General features: G+C 40.7%; 18 protein-coding genes. 9 read left to right on the top strand and 9 right to left on the bottom strand.

The window, feature by feature from the left end; all coding sequences use genetic code 11:
• The first annotated feature begins 2 nt into the window (after positions 1 to 2).
• The gene (locus Q3A68_RS01380) at positions 3 to 869 is read left to right on the top strand and encodes a sugar phosphate isomerase/epimerase family protein (protein WP_302899205.1); all 867 of its coding nucleotides are present in this window, start codon (positions 3 to 5) and stop codon (positions 867 to 869) included.
• 59 nt (positions 870 to 928) lie between these two features.
• On the opposite strand, the gene Q3A68_RS01385 is transcribed toward Q3A68_RS01380, so the two are convergent.
• Positions 929 to 2,446 carry a glycoside hydrolase family 32 protein gene (locus tag Q3A68_RS01385; RefSeq protein ID WP_302899206.1) on the bottom strand — a complete coding sequence of 506 codons (1,518 nt, stop codon included), beginning with the start codon at positions 2,444 to 2,446 and terminating at the stop codon, positions 929 to 931.
• A gap of 1 nt (position 2,447) precedes the next feature.
• The gene (locus Q3A68_RS01390; protein WP_302899207.1) at positions 2,448 to 3,776 is read right to left on the bottom strand and encodes a sugar porter family MFS transporter; all 1,329 of its coding nucleotides are present in this window, start codon (positions 3,774 to 3,776) and stop codon (positions 2,448 to 2,450) included.
• A gap of 159 nt (positions 3,777 to 3,935) precedes the next feature.
• Between Q3A68_RS01390 and Q3A68_RS01395 the strand changes: the two genes are divergently transcribed.
• Positions 3,936 to 4,457 carry a hypothetical protein gene (locus Q3A68_RS01395; RefSeq protein ID WP_302899208.1) on the top strand — a complete coding sequence of 174 codons (522 nt, stop codon included), beginning with the start codon at positions 3,936 to 3,938 and terminating at the stop codon, positions 4,455 to 4,457.
• Between the two features lie 86 nt (positions 4,458 to 4,543).
• On the opposite strand, the gene Q3A68_RS01400 is transcribed toward Q3A68_RS01395, so the two are convergent.
• Both Q3A68_RS01400 and Q3A68_RS01405 read right to left on the bottom strand, forming a co-directional pair.
• A complete protein-coding gene (locus Q3A68_RS01400) occupies positions 4,544 to 5,641 on the bottom strand; it encodes a DUF3810 domain-containing protein (protein ID WP_302899209.1) in 1,098 nt (365 codons plus the stop codon).
• 65 nt (positions 5,642 to 5,706) lie between these two features.
• The gene (locus Q3A68_RS01405; protein ID WP_302899210.1) at positions 5,707 to 6,231 is read right to left on the bottom strand and encodes a DUF2911 domain-containing protein; all 525 of its coding nucleotides are present in this window, start codon (positions 6,229 to 6,231) and stop codon (positions 5,707 to 5,709) included.
• Positions 6,232 to 6,619: 388 nt separating this feature from the next.
• Here Q3A68_RS01405 and Q3A68_RS01410 point away from each other — a divergent pair, with 388 nt between their 5' ends.
• The 3 genes from Q3A68_RS01410 (at position 6,620) to Q3A68_RS01420 (ending at position 9,460) form a co-directional block, all read left to right on the top strand.
• On the top strand, positions 6,620 to 6,856 hold the full coding sequence (locus tag Q3A68_RS01410; RefSeq protein ID WP_302899211.1) for a hypothetical protein: 237 nt from the start codon (positions 6,620 to 6,622) through the stop codon (positions 6,854 to 6,856).
• Between the two features lie 368 nt (positions 6,857 to 7,224).
• Positions 7,225 to 7,641 carry a response regulator gene (locus Q3A68_RS01415; protein ID WP_302899212.1) on the top strand — a complete coding sequence of 139 codons (417 nt, stop codon included), beginning with the start codon at positions 7,225 to 7,227 and terminating at the stop codon, positions 7,639 to 7,641.
• Between the two features lie 166 nt (positions 7,642 to 7,807).
• Complete coding sequence (locus tag Q3A68_RS01420; protein ID WP_302899213.1) at positions 7,808 to 9,460, top strand: ArnT family glycosyltransferase; 1,653 nt, start codon at positions 7,808 to 7,810, stop codon at positions 9,458 to 9,460.
• Between the two features lie 3 nt (positions 9,461 to 9,463).
• Here the strand turns inward: Q3A68_RS01420 and Q3A68_RS01425 are convergent, their stop codons facing one another.
• Positions 9,464 to 10,126: a cytochrome b/b6 domain-containing protein gene (locus Q3A68_RS01425; protein ID WP_302899214.1), complete on the bottom strand. Its 663-nt coding sequence runs from the start codon at positions 10,124 to 10,126 to the stop codon at positions 9,464 to 9,466.
• A gap of 174 nt (positions 10,127 to 10,300) precedes the next feature.
• Between Q3A68_RS01425 and Q3A68_RS01430 the strand changes: the two genes are divergently transcribed.
• A complete protein-coding gene (locus Q3A68_RS01430) occupies positions 10,301 to 11,068 on the top strand; it encodes a hypothetical protein (protein WP_302899215.1) in 768 nt (255 codons plus the stop codon).
• Here the strand turns inward: Q3A68_RS01430 and Q3A68_RS01435 are convergent, their stop codons facing one another.
• The 4 genes from Q3A68_RS01435 to Q3A68_RS01450 all read right to left on the bottom strand — a co-directional run bounded on the left by Q3A68_RS01435 (position 11,069) and on the right by Q3A68_RS01450 (position 17,270).
• Positions 11,069 to 13,525: a TonB-dependent receptor plug domain-containing protein gene (locus tag Q3A68_RS01435; RefSeq protein ID WP_302899216.1), complete on the bottom strand. Its 2,457-nt coding sequence runs from the start codon at positions 13,523 to 13,525 to the stop codon at positions 11,069 to 11,071.
• 279 nt (positions 13,526 to 13,804) lie between these two features.
• Complete coding sequence (locus Q3A68_RS01440; protein WP_302899217.1) at positions 13,805 to 14,041, bottom strand: hypothetical protein; 237 nt, start codon at positions 14,039 to 14,041, stop codon at positions 13,805 to 13,807.
• 100 nt (positions 14,042 to 14,141) lie between these two features.
• Positions 14,142 to 16,628 carry a TonB-dependent receptor gene (locus tag Q3A68_RS01445; protein ID WP_302899218.1) on the bottom strand — a complete coding sequence of 829 codons (2,487 nt, stop codon included), beginning with the start codon at positions 16,626 to 16,628 and terminating at the stop codon, positions 14,142 to 14,144.
• A 228-nt stretch (positions 16,629 to 16,856) separates the two neighbouring features.
• On the bottom strand, positions 16,857 to 17,270 hold the full coding sequence (locus Q3A68_RS01450; protein ID WP_302899219.1) for an EamA family transporter: 414 nt from the start codon (positions 17,268 to 17,270) through the stop codon (positions 16,857 to 16,859).
• Between the two features lie 157 nt (positions 17,271 to 17,427).
• On the opposite strand from Q3A68_RS01450, the gene Q3A68_RS01455 reads away from it, so the two are divergent.
• The 3 genes from Q3A68_RS01455 (at position 17,428) to Q3A68_RS01465 (ending at position 20,694) form a co-directional block, all read left to right on the top strand.
• Complete coding sequence (locus Q3A68_RS01455; protein WP_302899220.1) at positions 17,428 to 18,102, top strand: response regulator transcription factor; 675 nt, start codon at positions 17,428 to 17,430, stop codon at positions 18,100 to 18,102.
• Positions 18,102 to 19,388 carry a sensor histidine kinase gene (locus Q3A68_RS01460; RefSeq protein ID WP_302899221.1) on the top strand — a complete coding sequence of 429 codons (1,287 nt, stop codon included), beginning with the start codon at positions 18,102 to 18,104 and terminating at the stop codon, positions 19,386 to 19,388. The genes Q3A68_RS01455 and Q3A68_RS01460 overlap by 1 nt, the downstream gene beginning before the upstream one ends.
• Before the next feature lie 73 nt (positions 19,389 to 19,461).
• The gene (locus tag Q3A68_RS01465; protein ID WP_302899222.1) at positions 19,462 to 20,694 is read left to right on the top strand and encodes a TolC family protein; all 1,233 of its coding nucleotides are present in this window, start codon (positions 19,462 to 19,464) and stop codon (positions 20,692 to 20,694) included.
• Position 20,695 lies beyond the last annotated feature (1 nt).

A 20,695-nucleotide genomic window follows, 5' to 3' on the forward strand; every position in this document is an offset into this window, starting at 1 on the left:
CCATGATTAACAGGCGTGAATTCCTGAAAACCTCTGCCCTATTTTCGGCTGGAGTTTTAGTTGCCCCAAAGCTGTTTGCATACGACAAGAAATATATCGGCCTTCAGCTCTATACCGTGCGCGATGCAATGGGCAAAGATGTAGCCGGCACGCTGGCTAAAGTAGCTGAGCTGGGTTATACATCGGTTGAAGCGAGTTACAATGATGGCAAATATTATGGCGTTGAGCCTAAAGCGTTTGCCGAACTTTTGAAAAAAAACAACCTGATCATGCCAAGCAGCCATTACCTTTTGGGGGAGGCTGCGAAAGGTAAAGGCACTGTATTAAATGACTGGGACAAGGCGGCTGAAGACGCAGCATCTATCGGTCAAAAATATATGGTTTGCGCATGGCTGGCTCCATCTGAACGTGGCAACCTTGACCATTACAAAAAACTGGCAGAAGATTTTAATAAGGCCGGTGAAACCTGCAAAAAAGCAGGCATACAGTTCTGTTACCACAACCACGATTTTGAATTTATACAGGAGAACGGAAAATATCCTTACGAGATCCTGTTAGACAATACAGATAAAAATCTGGTAAAAATGGAGATCGACCTTTACTGGCTCACCAAAGCCAACCAGGACCCGATCGCATTGATTGATAAACATCCGGGCCGCTTCCCATTGTGGCATGTGAAAGATATGGACAAGACCGAGAAAAAAATGTTTACTGAAGTGGGTAATGGGGTGATTGATTTTAAAAAGATATTTACTAAAGCTCATACTGCCGGACTGAAATACTTCTTCGTAGAGCAAGATATTTGCCCGGGCAATCCTTTCGATAGCATTACACAAAGCATTAGCTATATTAAAAAGAACCTCGTATAAATCTAAATTGAACTAAACTGATGTGAAGCCGGGCTCTGAGGAAGTCCGGCTTGTTTGTTTTATGGCCAAATGCTTTTGAGCGGGCTATAAGTTACACCACTTATTTCAAACCCATCTTTTGAATTTATAGCGAGATCGGTATAAGGCTTTTTCGGGAAGAAAATGGCTGTCATTACCGTCGCCCCTTTATCAGCGAATAACTCTACCGAAGCTGCATCAACTATCAGCGTCACATCGGTACCTGGCCCAGCAGTAATACGTTTGGCGGTCATGCGCTTAGCAAAATTCTTGTTAAAATCGGATACGCCAGCTCTGGTACGGTCGATGTACCAGTTGTTTTCAGCGGCGTCAAACCCGATTACCAATTGCTCACCGCTTTTATTAGATAACGTGAGTGAGAAGTTCTTCAATTGCTTTGATGAAAACTTCAATTCATATTGATTATCTGATCGCTTTAAGAGTTTGGTTAAATCTTTACCTCCTTTAACATTAAGGGTCTTCAAATCTACCGATGTTGTCTTCAAACTGTTTAATTCTTTTACTGGTTCAGCAGTCACATAATAGTCATGATCTATATTGACCAGCTTCAATTCGCGGGGAACGGTGTTGGCACTTCGCCAAACTTGTGTAGGTACAGTTGTAGCGTATTCCCAGTTACTCATCCAACCCAAAAACACATGCCGGTTACCGGTATTGTGCCAGGTTACACCTGCATATTCATCGGTGCCGCTATCAATCCAGCGTGTATCGGTGTTAATTGCTTTGAATGTGCTACCATCAAAATTCCCTACAAAATACTGCGTTGCTGAACCACTATTAGGTCCACCGGGGTTAATATTGACAATAAGTACCCATAGTTTCTTTCCGTCGCTTGCTGTGACAGGGAACAGATCCGGGCATTCCCAAACGCCGCCATGTGCACCCTCGTGTTCCCCAAATTCGCTTTCCTTCTTCCACACTTTCAGGTTTGGGGATGAATAAAAGGTTATCCTATCCTTTGTAGCGAGCGTCATTATCCATTTTTTACCGGGCGCATACCAGCTCACATTCGGATCGCGAAAATCAGTTATTCCCGGATTCTTCAGCACCGGGTTATGTTCATATTTGTGCCAAGTTTTGCCCTCGTCATTACTATATGCCAGACTCTCGGTCTGGGTATCTTTTCTGCCTGCCTTTTCTTTAACCGGGTCGTGATGTGTAAAAATGGCTACCAATGGTGGTCGCCCGTTTTTACCTAAGCCGCTGGTGTTGTTAAAGTCGACCACGGCACTACCCGAAAATATATAACCCAGGCTATCCGGATATAATGCAACCGGCTTATTTTTCCAATGGATCATATCAACACTGGTAGCATGTCCCCAGTGCATTGGCCCCCACACAGTTGCTTTAGGGTAATATTGATAAAACAAATGGTAGGTTCCTTTATAAAACACCATACCGTTCGGATCGTTCATCCAATGTGCCGGCGGTGAGAAATGTATTTGCGGGCGGTATTGCTCTTTATAGGTTGGCTTTTGAGCCATTGCGGCCGTAGAGGTCAACAACCCAATCATCAAATATTTTATCTTATTAATCATATCAATGCATAGTTAGCGTACGCTCTATCTGCTCCAGCGATTTTCCCTTGGTTTCCGGCATTACTTTCAATACAAATATTAATTGCAACACCATCATCCCCGTGAAAAACATAAAAGTCCAGCTTTCACCGATTTTGCCGGAGATGTAGGGGAAAGAGAATGCAATTAAAGTTGCCATTACCCAGTGCGTGCCGCTTCCAAGTGTTTGCCCTTTGGCCCTTACCTGGTTAGGGAAGATCTCTGAAATGAACACCCAGATAACCGCTCCCTGCGAGAAGGCAAAGAACCCGATATAGACCATCAGGTAGATCGCAACCATAGTGCCTGAGTCCTTCGCAAAGAAAGAATAAGAGACTAACCCTAATGTAAGAATAAGACCAAAAGAACCTATGATCATTAGTTGCTTACGCCCGATTTTATCAATAAAGCCAATGGCGATCATTGTGAAGATCAGGTTCACCAATCCAATCCCAGCCGTGGATAGTAAGGATGCACTTTTTGCCAGCCCGGCAGCAGTAAAAATCCGGGGCGCATAATAAATGATGGCGTTAATGCCCGATACCTGGTTAAAAAATGCGAACAATACAGCCAGCATAGCCGGAAAACGATAACGGGGGTTAAACAAGTTTTCGCCATGCACGTCGGCAACCTCTTCATTTTTGGCATTGATGATATTCGCCATCTCTTCCTCGTAGGTGTCGGGATTAATGATCTGCAGGATCGCACTGGCTTCCTCATTTTGCGATTTATGGAGAATAAGCCAGCGGGGGCTCTCGGGCACAAACCTGAGCAGCACCAAAAATATAAAGGAAGGAACAGCCATTATACCAAGCATTAGCCGCCAGGAATCCTGGAACAGCAAACCGATTACGTAGTTTGAGAGGTAAGATATTAATATCCCGAATACAATATTAAACTGGAACAATATTACCAGCCTGCCCCTTGCCTTAGCAGGTGCAATTTCTGAGATGTAGATCGGTGCAATCACTGAGGATACGCCAACGCCCAATCCACCAATAAACCGAAGTGTAACGAACAAATACCAGTTAGATGCAACAGCAGTACCCAGAGAGGCAAACAGGAATATAAAAGCAATAATGATCAATGATTTTTTACGGCCAAGGCTATCTGCCGGTATCCGGCCAAAAAGAGCGCCTGTAACCGTGCCGATAAGAGCAATGGAGATAGTAAATCCATGTTGCAGGTCGGTAAGGTTCCAATATTTCTGGATCGCCTGCTCCGCACCCGAGATAACAGCCGTATCAAAGCCAAACAGGAATCCACCAAGGGCCGTTATTATTGACCATGCAATAACTTTTCGTTGAATCATAATAAAAGGTTTATAATTGATGTGATATCAAATATAACTTTTAAACGCGTAGATGGCGCATTTAACAAAAAAACTTGCTACTATTTTGCTGTTTTATTAAATTTATAAAACAATCCCCCGGCAATACTTCTTCTATTTAAAACTTAAATCATTTAAGTCATGAAATATGCATTTATTCTGGGTTCCAATTCGTTTATTGTGCCCGGCAATACACTGGTTTATACCGACCATGGTCATAGCATTAATTTCTTAAGGATCAATTCTATTTATCGTGATAGACCTGAAGGGCAGGGACCGACTTCATTAAATATCGATCTGGATATAAAAGACACCGATGGTTCTATCATTAAAATTGAAGGAAATGCGCCTGTTCAAACCGGCAAAACTGATGTTGCGACCTATAACGACAGGCTTCACATTACCCGCGCCGATGGTACAACGCTAATTGATATCCATCAGATGGATAATAAAACCGCCATGCGTCTGGAGCATAATATAATAGCCGAACTGGAAGCACTTTCGCCGAATGCAGTTATACGGATACGCGGCAATTTTATGGTTAACGATCTGCACCTGGAGATCGATAATGAAAAGCTGTTTGTGAATGGCAACTCCTATGCTAACTCGACCCAGACAGGAATACTGAATTTGGAATTCAGTCACGATAGTGTGGTGATATAATAGCTTATAGTTGATAGTTAATGGTTCATAGATTGAACTTAGAATTGATCATTTTAGCTATGAACCATGAGTCATGAACTATACCATTACCTATGGACCATGGGCTTTCTTTTATACCACCCCATCACCAACCTAACCATCTGGTTGTAGGTATTAAGCCCCTGCGGCTGATTGTTGGCTTTCAGGAAGTCATCATAAAACACGCTGCTTAATGCGCCGAGTTTGCTCTCGTAGGATAACCAAAAAGCGCGTTCGGTCTTAAAGTCGTTCAACACATCGGGCGAGATATTTTTGCGCAGCTCTTTCCGGGCAAGACTGTCCTGTCGCCTTAAAGCAAACATAAACTCTTGTACGCCCACATAATAAGCTGAATAACGTAACAGGCGGTCTTTGGACTGCGTACCGGCAATAAATCCTCCGAAGTTGGCCTCATCCTCCGGGCCAAAACCCATTTGGTGCGACATTTCATGACAGGCTACAAAAGGTTTTATAAAAACAGGAAGATCGTAATCCATTTGTGCCTCGGTAGTAAAAGGATTATAATACCCTGAAGTACCCATATAATTCATCAGGGGTGTCAATAATGACGGTTTAATTCGGGGCTTGAAAGTGTGAAAATTATCGGATGAAGATGATAGTGACCGTACTGCATTTACAGCGGTGGTATAAATTGCTGCGTTGTTTTGGTGCCAGTCGTTGGTTGTTATTCTACCGCGGCAGCTATTGGCACTATCAATTAGCATAGCAGTAACCGATTTCAGGTCAGCAGTAGTGTAGCCGCTATCAGGCAGGTTGAACCTTTCAGCCGCTGAAGTGCGGTAGTAATTCATTCCCCAGAAAAGATAAAAGCACAGTAAGAAAACCTGCACGCCGACGATTAGCCCAAGGGTAAATATGCCTGCTACCTGCCATTGTTTTCGGATCAACAATCTGATCAATCTTATGGCAGCATAAACCAGGTAACCTATAATCAGGATGTAAATCACATCCCCTATACTAAACGGGAACAGGTTAAATATGGGGTGAAAGATGAAACAAACTGCCCGGTAAAGGCCTTTGGAGTAATATCGTTCCACAAAATCAGGATATCCGGCAATAAACATCAGCAGGAAAATTGCCAACGTCAATATTACAATAGTAATTAGTCTTGATTTTAGGGGCTGTTTGTTGAACCGTTTAGCCATTAAGCAAATATAGCAGATAATAAAAAAGCCCCTTATGGGGCTTTATCATATTATTTCAATGATTTTTATTTGATCTCAACAGGTACAGCCAGGTTTTCCCAAAGCAGAGTCATGCCTTTGCTGTCAATTTCAATTTTAAATCTTTCATTCATTGCCTTTGATTTCATCGGCTTAACAGTGGTCACCAATACATCTTTTGAAGGATCATCAGTAGTTGAGCCATCCATATTAATACCCCACTGACCAGTTTTTGAATTAAAAATTATCTGCCATTCTCTTTCACCTGGTTTGGTGTACAAGCTGTATTTGCCAGCTTTTAAGGTTTTGCCACCAATTTTAATATCCTTGCTGGTTTCAAATATGGTAGCTTCGTTAGCACCTGTGCGCCAGACTTTGTCGTAAGGTACCAGGCCGCCCCATATTTTTCTTCCTTTAACAGCAGGGCTGCTATAGCTTACTTTAATCTCCGAACCGGCGACAGTTCCGGTTGCAGTTGCAGCAGGGCTTGGTTTTTGGGCAAAAACCATAGTAGATGCGAAAAAGGCTATCGCAAACAGCGACAACGTCTTTAATTGGAATAGTTTTCTCATAGTGAGTTTTCTTAATTGATTTGGTTATAAAGTTATATTGAAATTTCGATTGGTGATATATGCCAAAATCACTATTGCATTAAATCTCACGCAAATCGTACTTTAAATGACTTTGCAGTAACAAAACTAAATTCCGGTCAAATTGTTTACAAATTAAGTCACATTGCAATTAGGAATTGACCTTTGAAACATAAGGTTAAACAATTGTTGTGAGTTGGGCCCTTGCTAAAATAGTGAGGGCTTTTGTTTTGTCCTCATCAACAGCTATCAAAAATACGTCTGATCGTGCAACCCGCACGTTTAAAATGTCGTATTAATTAATAATTTCTCTATAGAATATTTAATTAATTTTTACTAAATTCAGTACAACCTTTATAGCTAAGTCACCTTGGATATTGATATTTTCAAATTACTTAAATCACAGACAGTTGAGGTGTTTAGCATGTTGCTTGTCATGCGTGACATTGCAACAGCAAAGGGTATGCAAAATGATGTTGACCGTTTAAAAGACTACTTGAATGAAAACACGCAAATCATATCTATAGCGGACAAACAGCTGTCAGAATTAGAGCAATCAAGCCATGTTTACCGCCTAGGTTTACTTGACACGATTAACCCACTGTAAGACAACCAAGTGTTGTTTTTATAACATTTTTGTTACAATCAGTCTCACATAATACCACCCAAATGGCATAATCTTGGCAATTATATCCTTAACGATACAGCTATGAGGCGGCTTGGGAAGGTAAATAAGGTAGTTTAGCCTGTATTGGCGTTCTTTAAAGGGTTTTTATTTAGTAAACGGACATTGTGTGATTATGGTTGGGGTATAATATTCCCGATATGTCACCATACTAATCCCGTTTTTAAATAAAAACAACAGTCATCAATATAGGGTAAAATGATCCCAATATTTGATGAACGTTGCCCTAACACGAAAATCATTTGTTATACGAACCTTTAAACTTATTTGTTGCACCAATCTAAACTGTTATGTCAAAACTTATAATTATCGATGACGATCCGATCCATCATAAGATCGTACAATTTATGCTAACCAAAAACGAGCTAGCTAAAGAAACTACTTATACTTTTGATGGCAAGCTTGTACTTGATTATCTTGAAGAAAACAGGACCAAGATTAGTGTCCTTCCTGACTTTATATTTCTTGACCTGTATATGCCGGGCAATAGTGGATGGGATTTTTTGAATGGATTTCAAAAAATTTATAAGACACTTAAAAAAGAAATCCAGATATACGTTGTTTCATCTTCTATTTTCCAGATGGATATTAACCGCTCAAAAGGATACCCTTTTGTAACAAATTATATTACCAAGCCGATGATGAAAAGTGTTTTTGACGCCATCAGAGGGAGAAATCTAAGAATCACCGGGCCTCAGCTCAATTAACCCAAACATTCTATCAACAATTAAAAGTTTTAAGTGCCACTCTCACCGGGATGGCATTTTTTGTATCCGTTCAGTCACATTGTGGTTCAATTATTATCTTAAGTATAAACAACGTACTTTTGGGCTGCCTGGTCAATCTATCTATCTAATACCAGCTGCTATCTGAATGGAAGACGGTTATAAACCTTATTTTATATTATTATTTGTGCTGGCGCTCGTGGTTAATTTCGCGGGTATCGATCAAAGGTTTTTCACTGATGACCCTGGATTGTATGCGTCCATTTCTAAAAATCTGCTGTATCATAAAAGCTTCTTTGATCTGTTTACTTACGATCAGAACTGGCTTGACAAGCCACATTTCCCGTTCTGGATGACATTGCTCAGTTTCAAGATATTCGGGGTATCTGTATGGGCGTACAGGTTGCCAGCTTTAATCTTTTTCCTGATATGTCTGCGGTATACATTTCTTTTTGGCAAAAAATTTCACAATGAGCAAATCGCCTGGCTGGCCGCAATAATAGTTGCCACTTCGCAGCATGTAATTATGCTAAATACGGATGTAAGAGCCGAGCCGTATCTGATGGCACTCGTTATTGGCAGCATATATCACATAAGTTGCTTGGAAGAACGCTTCAGTTACATCGACCTGTTATTAGGAGCCCTGCTAACGGCTTGCGCCATTATAACCAAGGGTATATTTGTTATTGTGGCAATTTATGGCGCATTATTTGGCCAGCTTTTCTTCAAAAAGAATCTTAAATCGATATTTCAGTTAAAATGGGGCCTGCTGCTTTTACTTACACTCATATTTACACTGCCGGAGTTTTATGCATTATATACCCAGTTCGATCAGCATCCGGAAATAACCGTATTCAACAGGCACGGGGTATCTGGCATCAGATGGTTTTTATGGGATAGTCAATTCGGACGCTTCGTAAACAACGGACCCATTAGTCAAAAAAAATCAGGCGACATAATTTTCTACTTGCATACGCTGTTATGGGCCTTTGCCCCATGGTGCTTGTTATTTTACTATGCAGTTTATAAAAATATCAGAAGGATAATATCCAAAAGGCAATTAGCAGAATATTATTCCATCAGTGGAGGTTTACTGCTGCTGACGTTGTTTTCGTTGTCAAAATTTCAACTTCCTTTTTATACCAATACCATCTTCCCACTTTTTGCAATTATTACCGCACCATATTGTTTTAAGCCATTAAAGCGCTTTGGGATAGTCCTGAGGCAGATGAGCTTATATCTTTATGCCGCGGCGTTTATTATAATCACCTTCGCAATCAATTATTTTGCAAAACCCGAGGGTATAATATTCTTTATGCTTGATTGTGTTGTGCTTGCCGCAGGTTTGTTCATTGTTGTGCCTAAAATAAGAAAGCCACATCTACGGGCATTTTTCCTGGCTTGTATTGCAGTACTATTTGCCAACTTTTATCTCAATGCCGTTTTTTATAACGTCATGGCTGATTATAATGGACAAATAAAGGCTGCCAACTATGTAAATATCGACTCTTTTAATGGCTATCATCTTTATTCGCTCAAGTTCGAGAATAACATTTTTCAGTTCTATTCGAAAAGACCAATTGACTATATCCCATTAGACAGCTTTAAAAATTTCAATCCCCCGCCCCATTCCATATTTTATGCACGGAAACTGTCTATTGATATTTTGAACCAGCAACACGTTCCTTTTAAGATTTTAAGTTCATTTCCTAACTATCCACAGGAAAATATCCTGCCCGCATTTGTTAACGCGGCCACAAGAGAGACTGTATTAGACAGTGTTTACCTGATCACCAAATGATTATTAGTCAGCTTTACCGCCATTAATCATATCTGACACTATACCTTTATTGTTTTTTCTTTCGGCCAAAAACACACCTGCAAGGTGAACGATGATAAATGCAAGGATCAGATACATGCAGAAGCTATGAATTTCGCGCAGCGCATGAATCTTTAAAGCAGGGACATCATCTTCAAAAGCCATACACAAACCAGTTATTGCCATTATGCCTAAAAGCGTATAAAAAGTAAGGTATAAAGATTTAACCACTATATCGTGTTTTGCTTGCTTTGAATGTACGCCGTTAAGCTGCGTATAAGCAAATTTCAGCTTCCTGAGCAGCTTTTGATCGGCACGATGGGAAAACTCAAGTATCAATCGAAAAATAAAGAGTGTGATAAGTATATAACCGAAGTAAGTATGTAACGCCCAAACATTATCGCTGATTTCATGCGCTGCCTCACGTGCCTGATCCTGAGAAACCGTTAGGTTCTTTTCTGCAAATGATTTTTGTATAATGGATGCATTCCTATGTCCAGCGGTAATAGTGCTGTTTGCCAGTACCGTCAACAATGATCCTGAAATAATTATTGCGCTGAGCCAATGCCATAAACGCAATCCGGGAGAATATCGCTTTTTCTGTAATGTATCGGCGAATTCCGGTTTTACTGGTTCAATAAGTGCCATATTAAAATTCAAATTGGTTTTGCCTGTAAAATATGTAAGGAATCTGTTATAAAACTGTTTTAGTACCTTACAGAATATTCTGTTCAGAATTACTTCAACTTTCAGTAATAGCTTTATTGCCAAAAACATTCGGCAAACCTCTATTTATTTTTTAGGTTTGGCTGTATAAACTATATGATGCGGCTACCCATTCTACTTAGTATTATAGCGATTTTTTCAATTGTTGGTGCCAGGGCGCAGGATAATTATGAAATACAGGTTTACGGATCTGAAACAGTGGAAAAAGGGCACACAATGCTTGAACTGCATAGCAATTATACCATTCAAGGCAGCAAAACAATTTCCGATGGCGAGTTGCCAACAAATCATGTCTTTCATGAGACTATAGAGATCACACATGGGTGGACAACATGGTTTGAAACAGGGTTTTATATTTTTAACTCGCTGGGTAGCGATGGCCGTACTGCTTATGTAGGTTCACATATAAGGCCGCGCGTGGCAGCACCCGAAAGCTGGCATTGGCCGGTAGGTGTCAGTTTATCTACAGAGTTTGGATTTCAGAAAGCAGCCTTTGATGCAAATACCTGCACCCTTGAAATAAGGCCAATTATTGATAAGAAATGGGGTGGATGGTATTTTTCATTCAACCCAACTGTTGACCAAAGCTTTGCCGGACCTGATGCACACCGCGGACTGATCTTCTCGCCTAATTTCAAGCAGAGTTATGATATTACCAAGGTTGTAGCGCTGGGCATTGAATACTACGGCTCTACTGGTCCTTTTTTTCACTACGATCCGATAAAAGAACAGGACCATCAATTCTTCCTGGCAACAGACTTGAACTTTAATCCCAACTGGGAATTCAACGCCGGATTAGGTTGGGGATTAACCAGCAATGCCGATAAGGCTATCTTTAAAATGATTATTGGCAGAAGATTTTAATTACTTTACCTGGTACCTGTAAACAGTACGGCCAATATTGCCTTTATCGTCAATACCTTCTGCCACCACACGATAAGTACCGGGCCCGTCAGCATTATAATATTCAAACATGGCTTTTCCGTCTTTATCTGTCCTTAGTTCGGATATCCATATTATTGTACTTCGCAGATCAGGTTTATTAATCTTGGTATTGACCTCATATTTAGGCGAATAAAATTCGCGCGCAACATAAAAACCACGGACCTGAAATGATAGACTCCCTAATGTCCGGGTACTGACGCCTTCGGTGGATTGACGTTTACGAGATGTGATCACCAAAACGCCGGCCCCACCATTTACGCCATACATCGACGCGCTTGACCCTTTTAATAACTCTACGGTCTCCACCGAAACAGGATTAATATTATCTATTCCTCCTCTATCTAATGGTAGTGCATAACCATCAATTACTACATACATCGGCTCGGCCACCTGGTTTGTCCCATTGAATACCATATTACCTTGCAGATATGCAACCCCGTTAATAAAATAAACACCACGAAGCAAGCCGTTTAAACCCTGTGATAAACTTGGTGAGTTTTTGATCTGGTCACCCTTTATTACCTGGTCGGCATGGCCAGATCCACCTAAATTGGAAGACTCATAAACCTTATCCGATTCATTTAACACTTTTTGGGGCCTGGTATCACTCTTTGCATTATACTTGTAAGCTGCGTTTTTTATCAATTCATTTCCCAACTCAGGTTTTTTTGTACTCAAATAAACAGGCATTGCTTTATTTGCATCTGTTTGTAAATAAGTTTCTTTTTTTTCGGCCACAGCAGGCCCAGGCTTATCCGAATCAACCGTAAAAATGGTAGCATTTTTGGACCTGGTTGAACCTGTTGCCTGTAATATTAATACGGTGCTATCTGCTATAGGGGGTAAATTGGTGAACTTGAATTTACCATTGTTATCTGTCCGCTCGCCCAGGTTACTTTTCATGTCGGCGGTTAGTAACATCACATCCATGTCTTTTACAGGTGTACCGGCTGCAGTTTTTGCTGTACCACTTATTTCCAACGCTTTTTCAGGAGTATAGACGAATGCCGAATCGCGCTCATTCATTAATTTCTTCCAGGTAAAACGACGATAACCTTGTGTAAGCAACAAGGCGTCAAGGTCAGCGGTAGCGTGTTCGGCGTTTTGGAGGAAATAATAATTAGGTTGTTCGACATAGCCGCGCAATGGCAAGGTCAGGAGTAAGTAGGTCTGTATTGTTGTTTCATTATTTTCGTCAACGGGCACCTGATTTTCATCTATCACGGCAACCGAAAAATGCCCTTCTGCAGCATTACCTTTATCTTTTGCAGCCAAGTTGAGTAATACCTTTTCCCGTTTACCATAAGTAGTTTTGTTACTGGTTAAAGTAAGATCAACCATGTCCGAATTTTTGATAAAAGCGAGTCGTTCACTTAACGGATCGCCTGTTTGTGAGAATAATGTCACCCTTACTACCCCGGATGGAAACTGGGTATTGGCGATGTCCATGCTTAACCTGCGGCTGTCCAGTTTGGTGCTTACCGTGTTGACAAACCCGCTGCCGTAAATAACAAGGCTGATATTCTTATTCAAGTTTTCCTGGAAATAAGCCTTGTTGCAATGTATTTCGATGGACAGTTTTCCTAAGGTGTCCTTTAATGCCAAAGCGATACCCTTACTTTGTACTGCTGGTAAATTAAATACGCCCTGCGCCCCATCGGCAAAAGTTAGTTTAGCTTTGTACATTTTCCCTTCTTCGGGTTGAAGATAAAATGTTCCCATGCCTAAATGTGATGACGTAAAAGAAGCTACCTGATTGTTTGTATTATCAACTATCACGCCCTTTACATTTATTCCTAACCCATTTGACCCGATTGCTTTAAAAGCCACTTTTGATACCATAGAACCTACCAGCTCACCTCCCTCAGGGAAAAATTGCAGATCGTCCTTTTCTTTTGATTCTGCGGTATTAGGCGCCATACCCGTATTCAAAGTCGAACCAATTGCAATTGTCTTATCAAAAAAATACTCTGGTGCGTTTTGCATATAATTGGTATAGGCGCGAACCCGGTAATTACCAGCGGTAAGTGCAATAGGCAGCGGAAAATCACCCCATCCTATGCCATTGACTATCTGAAGTTTTATTGATCTGAAAATTGAATTATCCGGGCTTATCAGATCAACATGTAAGATCCCGCTTAATCTCGAAAGGTCATAATGTTCACCCAGGGTGAGGTAGGCCTTAAAGCGCATAGTATCGCCAACAGCATAATAAGGTTTATCGAAATGCAGATACGCCTTTTCGATCACATGATTACCCGATAAACTTTTTAATCCAGCAACAGCGTTGTTGATTACTGAACTATTATCCTGGCAATAAGCCTGCAGGTTGCAAAATGCCGCAAGAAATACACAGGTATACAGTATTTTTTTCATGGCAAAAGAGAGTTGATTTGTCAAAACCTTTCATCCGTCCGGACCATATCAATAGTCTGAGAGCAAAAAATCAGTCGGATGAATATTATAATTGGTTATCTAAACTTATAACTAAATTTTTAATTTAAAAAGCTTTATTAAAAATTAATTATAGGGTACCTGACTAAATTTCAGCAATTGAGCATACGGTGCCAAATTATTTTCACATAAAAATGAATAACAAAAACAGCCGCATGATGGCGGCTTCTGTAAATTTTTGATGTGGAGAAATCGAATTACTTAATTTCTGAATAACAGAGCGGCCTTTTGCAGATCTTTTTCGGTAATCTGTTCAGGGTTATGAAATTGTTGTTCCACTAACTCTTTTGGGAACTCGATACTTCCTCCCGAAGTTTTTACAATCACACCTGTATCAAACTCGGTATGGTTTTTATAACCGCCAATTGCTGGATTGTGCTTTTCTAAACGGATCAACAGCTCTACTATAGCGTAAGTAGGCAAATTACTTTTGGGCATCGGGGGCAAAATTACATTAACAATGTAAGAAATAATTATTAAACTTATGTTAATAATTAACCTCCATTTAATGTAATCTTAAAGATATTACAACGACAATTTATTTGCTCCCGCCATTATCATTGCCCGGTACATCATTATTATTGTTGTTGTCGTCTTTGTTTTTCTCTTTCTTAAATTCCATTTTGCCAAATCTGTAGCTCAATGTGATACCAAAGGAGCGGAACGGGATCTCGCGGATATTGGTTTGTGTAAAGCCAGTGCCGCTTGTGGTTGATTTCTGATTAAGATAATTTGCAAATGGATCGGTAGTGGTCAAACCAATGCTAGCTTTTTTGTTCCAGAATTGCTTTCGAAAAGCCAGGTTATAAAAAGCAAACACAGGCCGGTTACCCTGAATAGTCCTTTGCGATGAATTATAGTTCACAAATGCTTCACCAATCAGGTCGTGGCCGAAATCGTAGCTTGCATTCAGGTTGATGCGATACATAAAACCGCTCACCTGCGGATTACCCGGGTTGGTGGTGATCCTGTTTGAGAACATCATGTTGGTGCGCAGATTAAATTGCTTAGTCACAGGCAATGAACCAAATATGCTGATGCCTTCAGTAGTTTCGGTTCCGATATTGTAACGTTGATTCAGGTACACGTTATTGTAAGTCGTGCCGTTGATAACTAAGCTGTCATAATGCGTGGTATACGACTGCAGGTCGTCCGTGTTATAACGGTAGAAGGCTCCTATATAAATATTAGCTCCCTGACTGAATGACTTGCTATAGCCAAATTCATAATTATGACCAATTTCAGGCCGTAGGTTTGGATTGCCTACGCTGATATTATGCGGGTCGCTGATATTATAAAAAGGATTAAGGCTCCCGTAATCCGGACGCTGTATGCGATAGGTGTAGCTCAATTTCAATGATTGCGTCTCATCAAGTTTATGAGTCAATGTTATTGATGGGACCAGCTTATTATAAGACGGGACTTGCTGCGCGCCAGGAAAATTAGCTGATGTGGTAGTGTATTCATCCCTTAAGCCGGCCATACCACCAATAAAATCATTAAATAATGAAAACGTGGTCGAAAGGTATCCGGCGTATATCCTGCGATCATAGCTAAACCCATAAGTCTGGCTTGGGTCGGGAACAAAGGAAGGTCCGGCAAGTGTATCAGTAACTACTGTGTTATTGATATTTTCCAATACCAATTTTGCTCCTGTTTCTATAGTAAACTTTTTGGTCACCGGCTGGGTATAATCAACGGCCAGATCCGTTTCATGATCCCTTCCCGGGTTATTGCTTTGAATACCTGTGGATGGGTATCCGCCTGTCAAATAATCCTGCTGTTGGAAAAAGTTAGAGTGGTTATTACCATAGCTTGAGGTAAATAGCACATCCAGCTCCTGCCCTTCTTTATCGAAAGTCTTTTTATAATTCAGGCTGTAATCAAAATACTTTCCACTAAAACGACTGTCTGAGTTTCTCAAGCTAAGAATTTTCGACATTAGCGTATCGGCAACTATATCTGTTGTGATCGAAGATTGATTAGTAAGGCCAGAGTTATGATTCTTAAAATAGTTATACCCAAACGAAGCTGTTAATGCATCCTTCTTGGTAATGTCCCAATTAAAGCTGATACCCGAATGAAAACCACCGCGGGTAAAGGAGCTATTTCCTGTCTGTAATAGCTCGGTAAAGGTATTTCCACTGTATGACTTGTTATCATTAGAGTTAATGGTAGTGCTATTGATCTGCTCACCGCCACCAAAAAATGCGTTCACTCCAAAATTACCTTTGCGTGCATTTAAGTTGAAATTGCCGTTCTCGCGGCGTGTACCCGCCGATAGGTTAAAGTTGCCGTTTATACCCTGCACCTTACTATCTTTTAAAACGATGTTGATGATACCACCGGTGCCATTCGCATCATATTTAGCTCCGGGGCTGGTGATCACTTCGATAGCCTTGATCTGGGTTGCAGGAATAGATTGCAAGGCATCAGCTAAACTTGCACCGAATATGCTTGATGGTTTACCGTTAATCAGGAAGCGGATGTTGGAGTTACCCTGCAGTTGCACATTACCATCAATGTCAACGGTAACCTGCGGCACTTTTTGTAATACGTCAGATGCCGTGCCGCTCTGCGAAGTAAGGTCGTTGGCTACATTGAAGACCATCTTATCGATCTTGTTTTGCACTACGGGTGCCTTTTCTACTATATCGACAGATTTCAACTGCGTTTGAACAGGATCGATGGCTATTGTACCTAATGCAATATTTGGAGTAGCACCATTAATGCTAAGCTGGTCAATTACTTTCTTTTTGTACCCGATAAAATCAACCGATATGCTATAATCACCCGGATTAAGATTAGTAATGGTAAAATTGCCTTTAGGGTCTGTTACCACGCCATTGATCGGGCTTGTAGTACCTGCTTTAAAAACACTTACGGTAGCGTAATCGACTGGTTGTTTGGTAACCGCGTCAATCACTTTACCACTTATACGCCCCTTAGGATCGTTTAACGGCTGGGCGTTGATGATGGTCGAGAAGCTAAGAAAAACTAATAAAACAATAATAATATTTCGCATAATCTGGTTATCACTGATCTTTAAAATCGGGCGAAAATGGTCAGAAATTTTGGATTAAATCTGACGGGTGGCCAATTGTAGTGTGATTTTTACACAAGTGATTAATAATGAACCAAAACGCCCTTCATGACAAACACCAATTGACTATGTTTCAAATAGTTAATAACAAAGCGATATTTATATTGGTTTGTAACAATACTAATAGAAAGCTCTGCTTAACCGGTTAGTTCAGAATATAAGTACCAACGTTCCGGCTATAATCAGCAACGCTCCGGAAGCTGATTTTATCGTGATCGGGTCTTTCAGAAATATCGCTGATAATAGGATAGCAAGTGCTACGCTTAGCTTATCAACAGGTGCAACTTGTGATACATTTCCAACCTGTAAAGCTTTAAAATAGAATATCCAGGACAAGCCAGTAGCGCAGCCGGACAATACAAGAAAGGTCCAGTTGATCTTGCTGAGTGCTCCCATATTTTCGGCGCTTCCTTTATACAAAGCTATTGCCCAGGCGATAATCAATATAATGACGGTGCGTATGGCGGTTGCCAGGTCGCTGTCGACTCCTTTGATGCCAATCTTCGCAAATATTGCGGTTAATGCTGCAAAAGCAGCCGACAGTAAAGCATATATCCACCACATGGTTGTTGAATTAGTGAGTTATTAAATTAGTGAATGCACAAAATTAGAGGCACATCCTGTACAAAATCTATCGATACCAAATGTATCCAAAATTGAGTTTGTACATTTATTGAAAAAATGACGTAGCGTCTCCTTTTGGAGCATCAGAACCAAGCGTATGAAAATACTGATTATAGAGGACGAAAAAGGATTGCGTGAAAGTATTGAAGAATACTTTATGGAAACCGGTAATATTTGCGAAACTGCATCAAATTACCAGGAAGCAATGTCAAAGGTGAGCATTTACAGCTACGATTGTATACTGCTGGATATAACCTTGCCCGGAGGTAGCGGCATAGAAATTCTAAAATACCTTAAGAAGAATAACAATTCCGACGGTGTGTTAATTATTTCAGCAAAAAACTCGCTGGATGATCGTTTAGAAGGCCTCGATCTGGGCGCTGACGATTACCTGGTAAAACCATTTCATTTGTCCGAGCTACGCGCCCGGGTGACCGCAATCATACGCCGCAAGACCTTTAATGGCAATAATCAGTTAGTATTTAACGAAATCAATATCGACCTGCTTGCAAAAACAGCAAAAGTGAACGATCAGCCCGTTAAACTTACGCGGAAGGAGTACGCGCTGCTGTTGTACTTTCTTGCCAATAAAGGGAAAGTGGTATCAAAAAATGCCATCGCCGAGCACCTTTGGGGCGATGGTATGGATTTGGCCAATAATTTCGATTTCATCTATTCACATATCAAAAACCTTAGGAAAAAGTTATTAGAGGCTGGCAGTAATGATTATATTCAGGCAGCTTATGGCATGGGGTATAAGTTTACCAGTTAATGAAGCTCATTACCCGATATAATCGCGTCAATCTGCTCACCACTGTTGTGGTAATGCTGATCACCGGTATCATTTATTACCAGGCCATCAGCCTGATATTGATCAGTCAGCTTGAAAAAGACCTGGTAGTTGAAGAAAATGAGATATTTGAGTCCGTAAGCCTGAACCATCGCCTGCCGCAGGTTTTTAAATCAAACGACCAACAAATCACCTTCACTGAAGCTGAGCCTGGTTCCGTAAAGCGCCGGTTTATCAACACCATTTACCGTAATTACGATAATGTTAAATATGCAAAAAGGCATCATCATCATGATGAGGAGGAATTTGAAACTGGCCGTGGATTAATCACATCGGTTACCGTTGGCGACAAGTATTATAAGGTACTGATTGTGATATCGACGGTGGAAGCCGAGGACCTTATAAAAATCATTTTTGGCATTACTGCCGGGGTCATCCTTCTGCTCTTTGTCACCCTGTATGTAACTAACAGGTTGCTCCTGAACAGGCTATGGCAGCCTTTCTACGATCTGCTAAGAGAACTCCGGTTTTTTAACATCACCGATAATAAGGATATCCCGCTCGAAAAGACAAACATTGACGAGTTTGAAGAGCTCAATCAGGCCATCATCGGTATGTCGACCAGGGTCAAGAGCGACTATAAAGAGCTGAAGACTTTCACAGAGAACGCCTCTCATGAATTGCTCACCCCTATTGCTGTTATCAATTCCAAACTGGATACACTAATACAGACTGATAGCTTTTCTTTAAAACAAAGTAAGTTATTGAGCGATCTCTATAGTGCGGTGTCCAAACTCACCAGGTTAAATCAATCATTGCTGCTATTGGTGAAAATCGAGAACAGGTTATTGGAAAGCAATGAACATATTGATCTGAAACTACATATCCAAGATATGCTCATTCAATTCGAGGAGATTTTCTTAGATAAAGAATTAAAGGTAAGCAGTGATTTGGGCGAGAAAGAACTTGTGACCAGTACCTACCTGGTGGATATTTTATTGAATAACCTGCTAGGCAATGCCATAAGACATAATCTGGCAGGCGGAGAAATACGCATAAAACTAACAGACGAGTTATTAGTTATTCAGAATACAGGGGCAACGGAAGCGTTAAGGCATGACGAGATATTTACCCGTTTTCATAAGTCGACCGAGTCTGAAGGTAGTGGACTTGGGCTTACTATATCGAGGCAAATTTGCGAGAATTTAAACTTCACGTTAAATTACAGTTACCAGTCGCCTTATCACACTTTTACAGTCAATTTCTGACGCATGCGTCCCAAATTTATACAGAATTAAATTTTTACTTTAGCAAAACTAATACAATCATATCTACTGTTAAATGAAGTGGTTTTACTGTATTTTACCGTTTATTTTCTTCTGTTCCGCTTCACTGGCACAAACCTATTCGTTAGATCATTATATTGAGCTTGCTCAAAAAAACAGCCCGCTTTTAAAGGACCTTAAAAACCAGATATCTTCTGCCCGTATTGACAGTATGCGCTTACGGGCCGGATTAAGACCACAGGTTACCGGTACCGGTGCAGGAGCATTTGCCCCGGTTATCAATGGTTATGGTTATGCCGGTGCCGTTACCAATATACAAACACTTAGTGCACTGGTGGGTGTAAATCAGCAGGTCATCGGTAGAAACTACCGGAATAGTCAGCTGGCAGCAATTGCCTTGCAACAGGATTCACTAGTGAACGCCTCACAACTTTCGGTGCAGGACCTAAAAAAAGCGGTTATCGGTCAGTATATTACTGCTTATGGCGATCAGCAGCAGGTTAAATTCAATGAGGAGATAATCGACCTGCTCAACCAGGAAGAAAAGGCGCTGAAAAAATTGACTCAGAATAATGTTTACCGGCAAAGCGATTATCTTGCTTTCCTGGTTACGCTCAAGCAACAACAAATTCAGCTTATGCAGGCGCGTATACAGTACAAAACTGATTTTGCTACGCTTAACTATTTATCAGGTATTGCCGATACCAGCATGGTGGAACTAACCGAGCCTAAAATAGATATCGCGGTATTGCCTGATGTCAGCAACAGTATATTTTTCAGGAAATTTAAATTGGATAGTTTAAGATTGGCCAACAGCAACAGCCTGATTGATTACAGCTACAAACCCAAAGGCAACATTTTTGCAGATGGTGGCTATAATACAGATTTTGTGCAACCAGCAAAAAACTTCGGTACGAGTTTCGGGTTTAATGTTACCGTACCTCTTTATGACGGCGGCCAACGAAAGATGCAGCACAAAAAGATTCAGCTGCAGGAGGAAACCCGTCAGTATTATAAGTTCTTTTATACAGCACAGTACCAACAGCAAATAGCACAGCTAAAGCAGCAGATAAACGAAACAGATAAGCTTTTTGAGCAGATAAACGAGCAGGTTAAATTTGATGAAACGCTGATAAAAGTGGACACGCAGCTTCTGCAAACCGGCGACTTGAAAATAGCCGACCTGATACTGGCTATTAACAACTACTTAGCTGTACGAAACCTGAAAACTCAAACCATTATCAACAAACTACAACTGATCAATCAGTTAAATTACTGGAACAGGTAAA

It is taken from the genome of Mucilaginibacter tolerans, assembly GCF_030519375.1.
Taxonomy (GTDB): domain Bacteria; phylum Bacteroidota; class Bacteroidia; order Sphingobacteriales; family Sphingobacteriaceae; genus Mucilaginibacter.

Coding starts and splice junctions, on each gene's coding strand:
- Q3A68_RS01420 (WP_302899213.1), top strand. CDS start 7,808: ATGGAAGACGGTTATAAACCTTATTTTATATTATTATTTGTGCTGGCG.
- Q3A68_RS01385 (WP_302899206.1), bottom strand. CDS start 2,446: ATGATTAATAAGATAAAATATTTGATGATTGGGTTGTTGACCTCTACG.
- Q3A68_RS01390 (WP_302899207.1), bottom strand. CDS start 3,776: ATGATTCAACGAAAAGTTATTGCATGGTCAATAATAACGGCCCTTGGT.
- Q3A68_RS01415 (WP_302899212.1), top strand. CDS start 7,225: ATGTCAAAACTTATAATTATCGATGACGATCCGATCCATCATAAGATC.
- Q3A68_RS01440 (WP_302899217.1), bottom strand. CDS start 14,041: ATGCCCAAAAGTAATTTGCCTACTTACGCTATAGTAGAGCTGTTGATC.
- Q3A68_RS01450 (WP_302899219.1), bottom strand. CDS start 17,270: ATGTGGTGGATATATGCTTTACTGTCGGCTGCTTTTGCAGCATTAACC.
- Q3A68_RS01405 (WP_302899210.1), bottom strand. CDS start 6,231: ATGAGAAAACTATTCCAATTAAAGACGTTGTCGCTGTTTGCGATAGCC.
- Q3A68_RS01435 (WP_302899216.1), bottom strand. CDS start 13,525: ATGAAAAAAATACTGTATACCTGTGTATTTCTTGCGGCATTTTGCAAC.
- Q3A68_RS01460 (WP_302899221.1), top strand. CDS start 18,102: ATGAAGCTCATTACCCGATATAATCGCGTCAATCTGCTCACCACTGTT.
- Q3A68_RS01455 (WP_302899220.1), top strand. CDS start 17,428: ATGAAAATACTGATTATAGAGGACGAAAAAGGATTGCGTGAAAGTATT.
- Q3A68_RS01445 (WP_302899218.1), bottom strand. CDS start 16,628: ATGCGAAATATTATTATTGTTTTATTAGTTTTTCTTAGCTTCTCGACC.
- Q3A68_RS01425 (WP_302899214.1), bottom strand. CDS start 10,126: ATGGCACTTATTGAACCAGTAAAACCGGAATTCGCCGATACATTACAG.
- Q3A68_RS01430 (WP_302899215.1), top strand. CDS start 10,301: ATGATGCGGCTACCCATTCTACTTAGTATTATAGCGATTTTTTCAATT.
- Q3A68_RS01395 (WP_302899208.1), top strand. CDS start 3,936: ATGAAATATGCATTTATTCTGGGTTCCAATTCGTTTATTGTGCCCGGC.
- Q3A68_RS01465 (WP_302899222.1), top strand. CDS start 19,462: ATGAAGTGGTTTTACTGTATTTTACCGTTTATTTTCTTCTGTTCCGCT.
- Q3A68_RS01400 (WP_302899209.1), bottom strand. CDS start 5,641: ATGGCTAAACGGTTCAACAAACAGCCCCTAAAATCAAGACTAATTACT.
- Q3A68_RS01380 (WP_302899205.1), top strand. CDS start 3: ATGATTAACAGGCGTGAATTCCTGAAAACCTCTGCCCTATTTTCGGCT.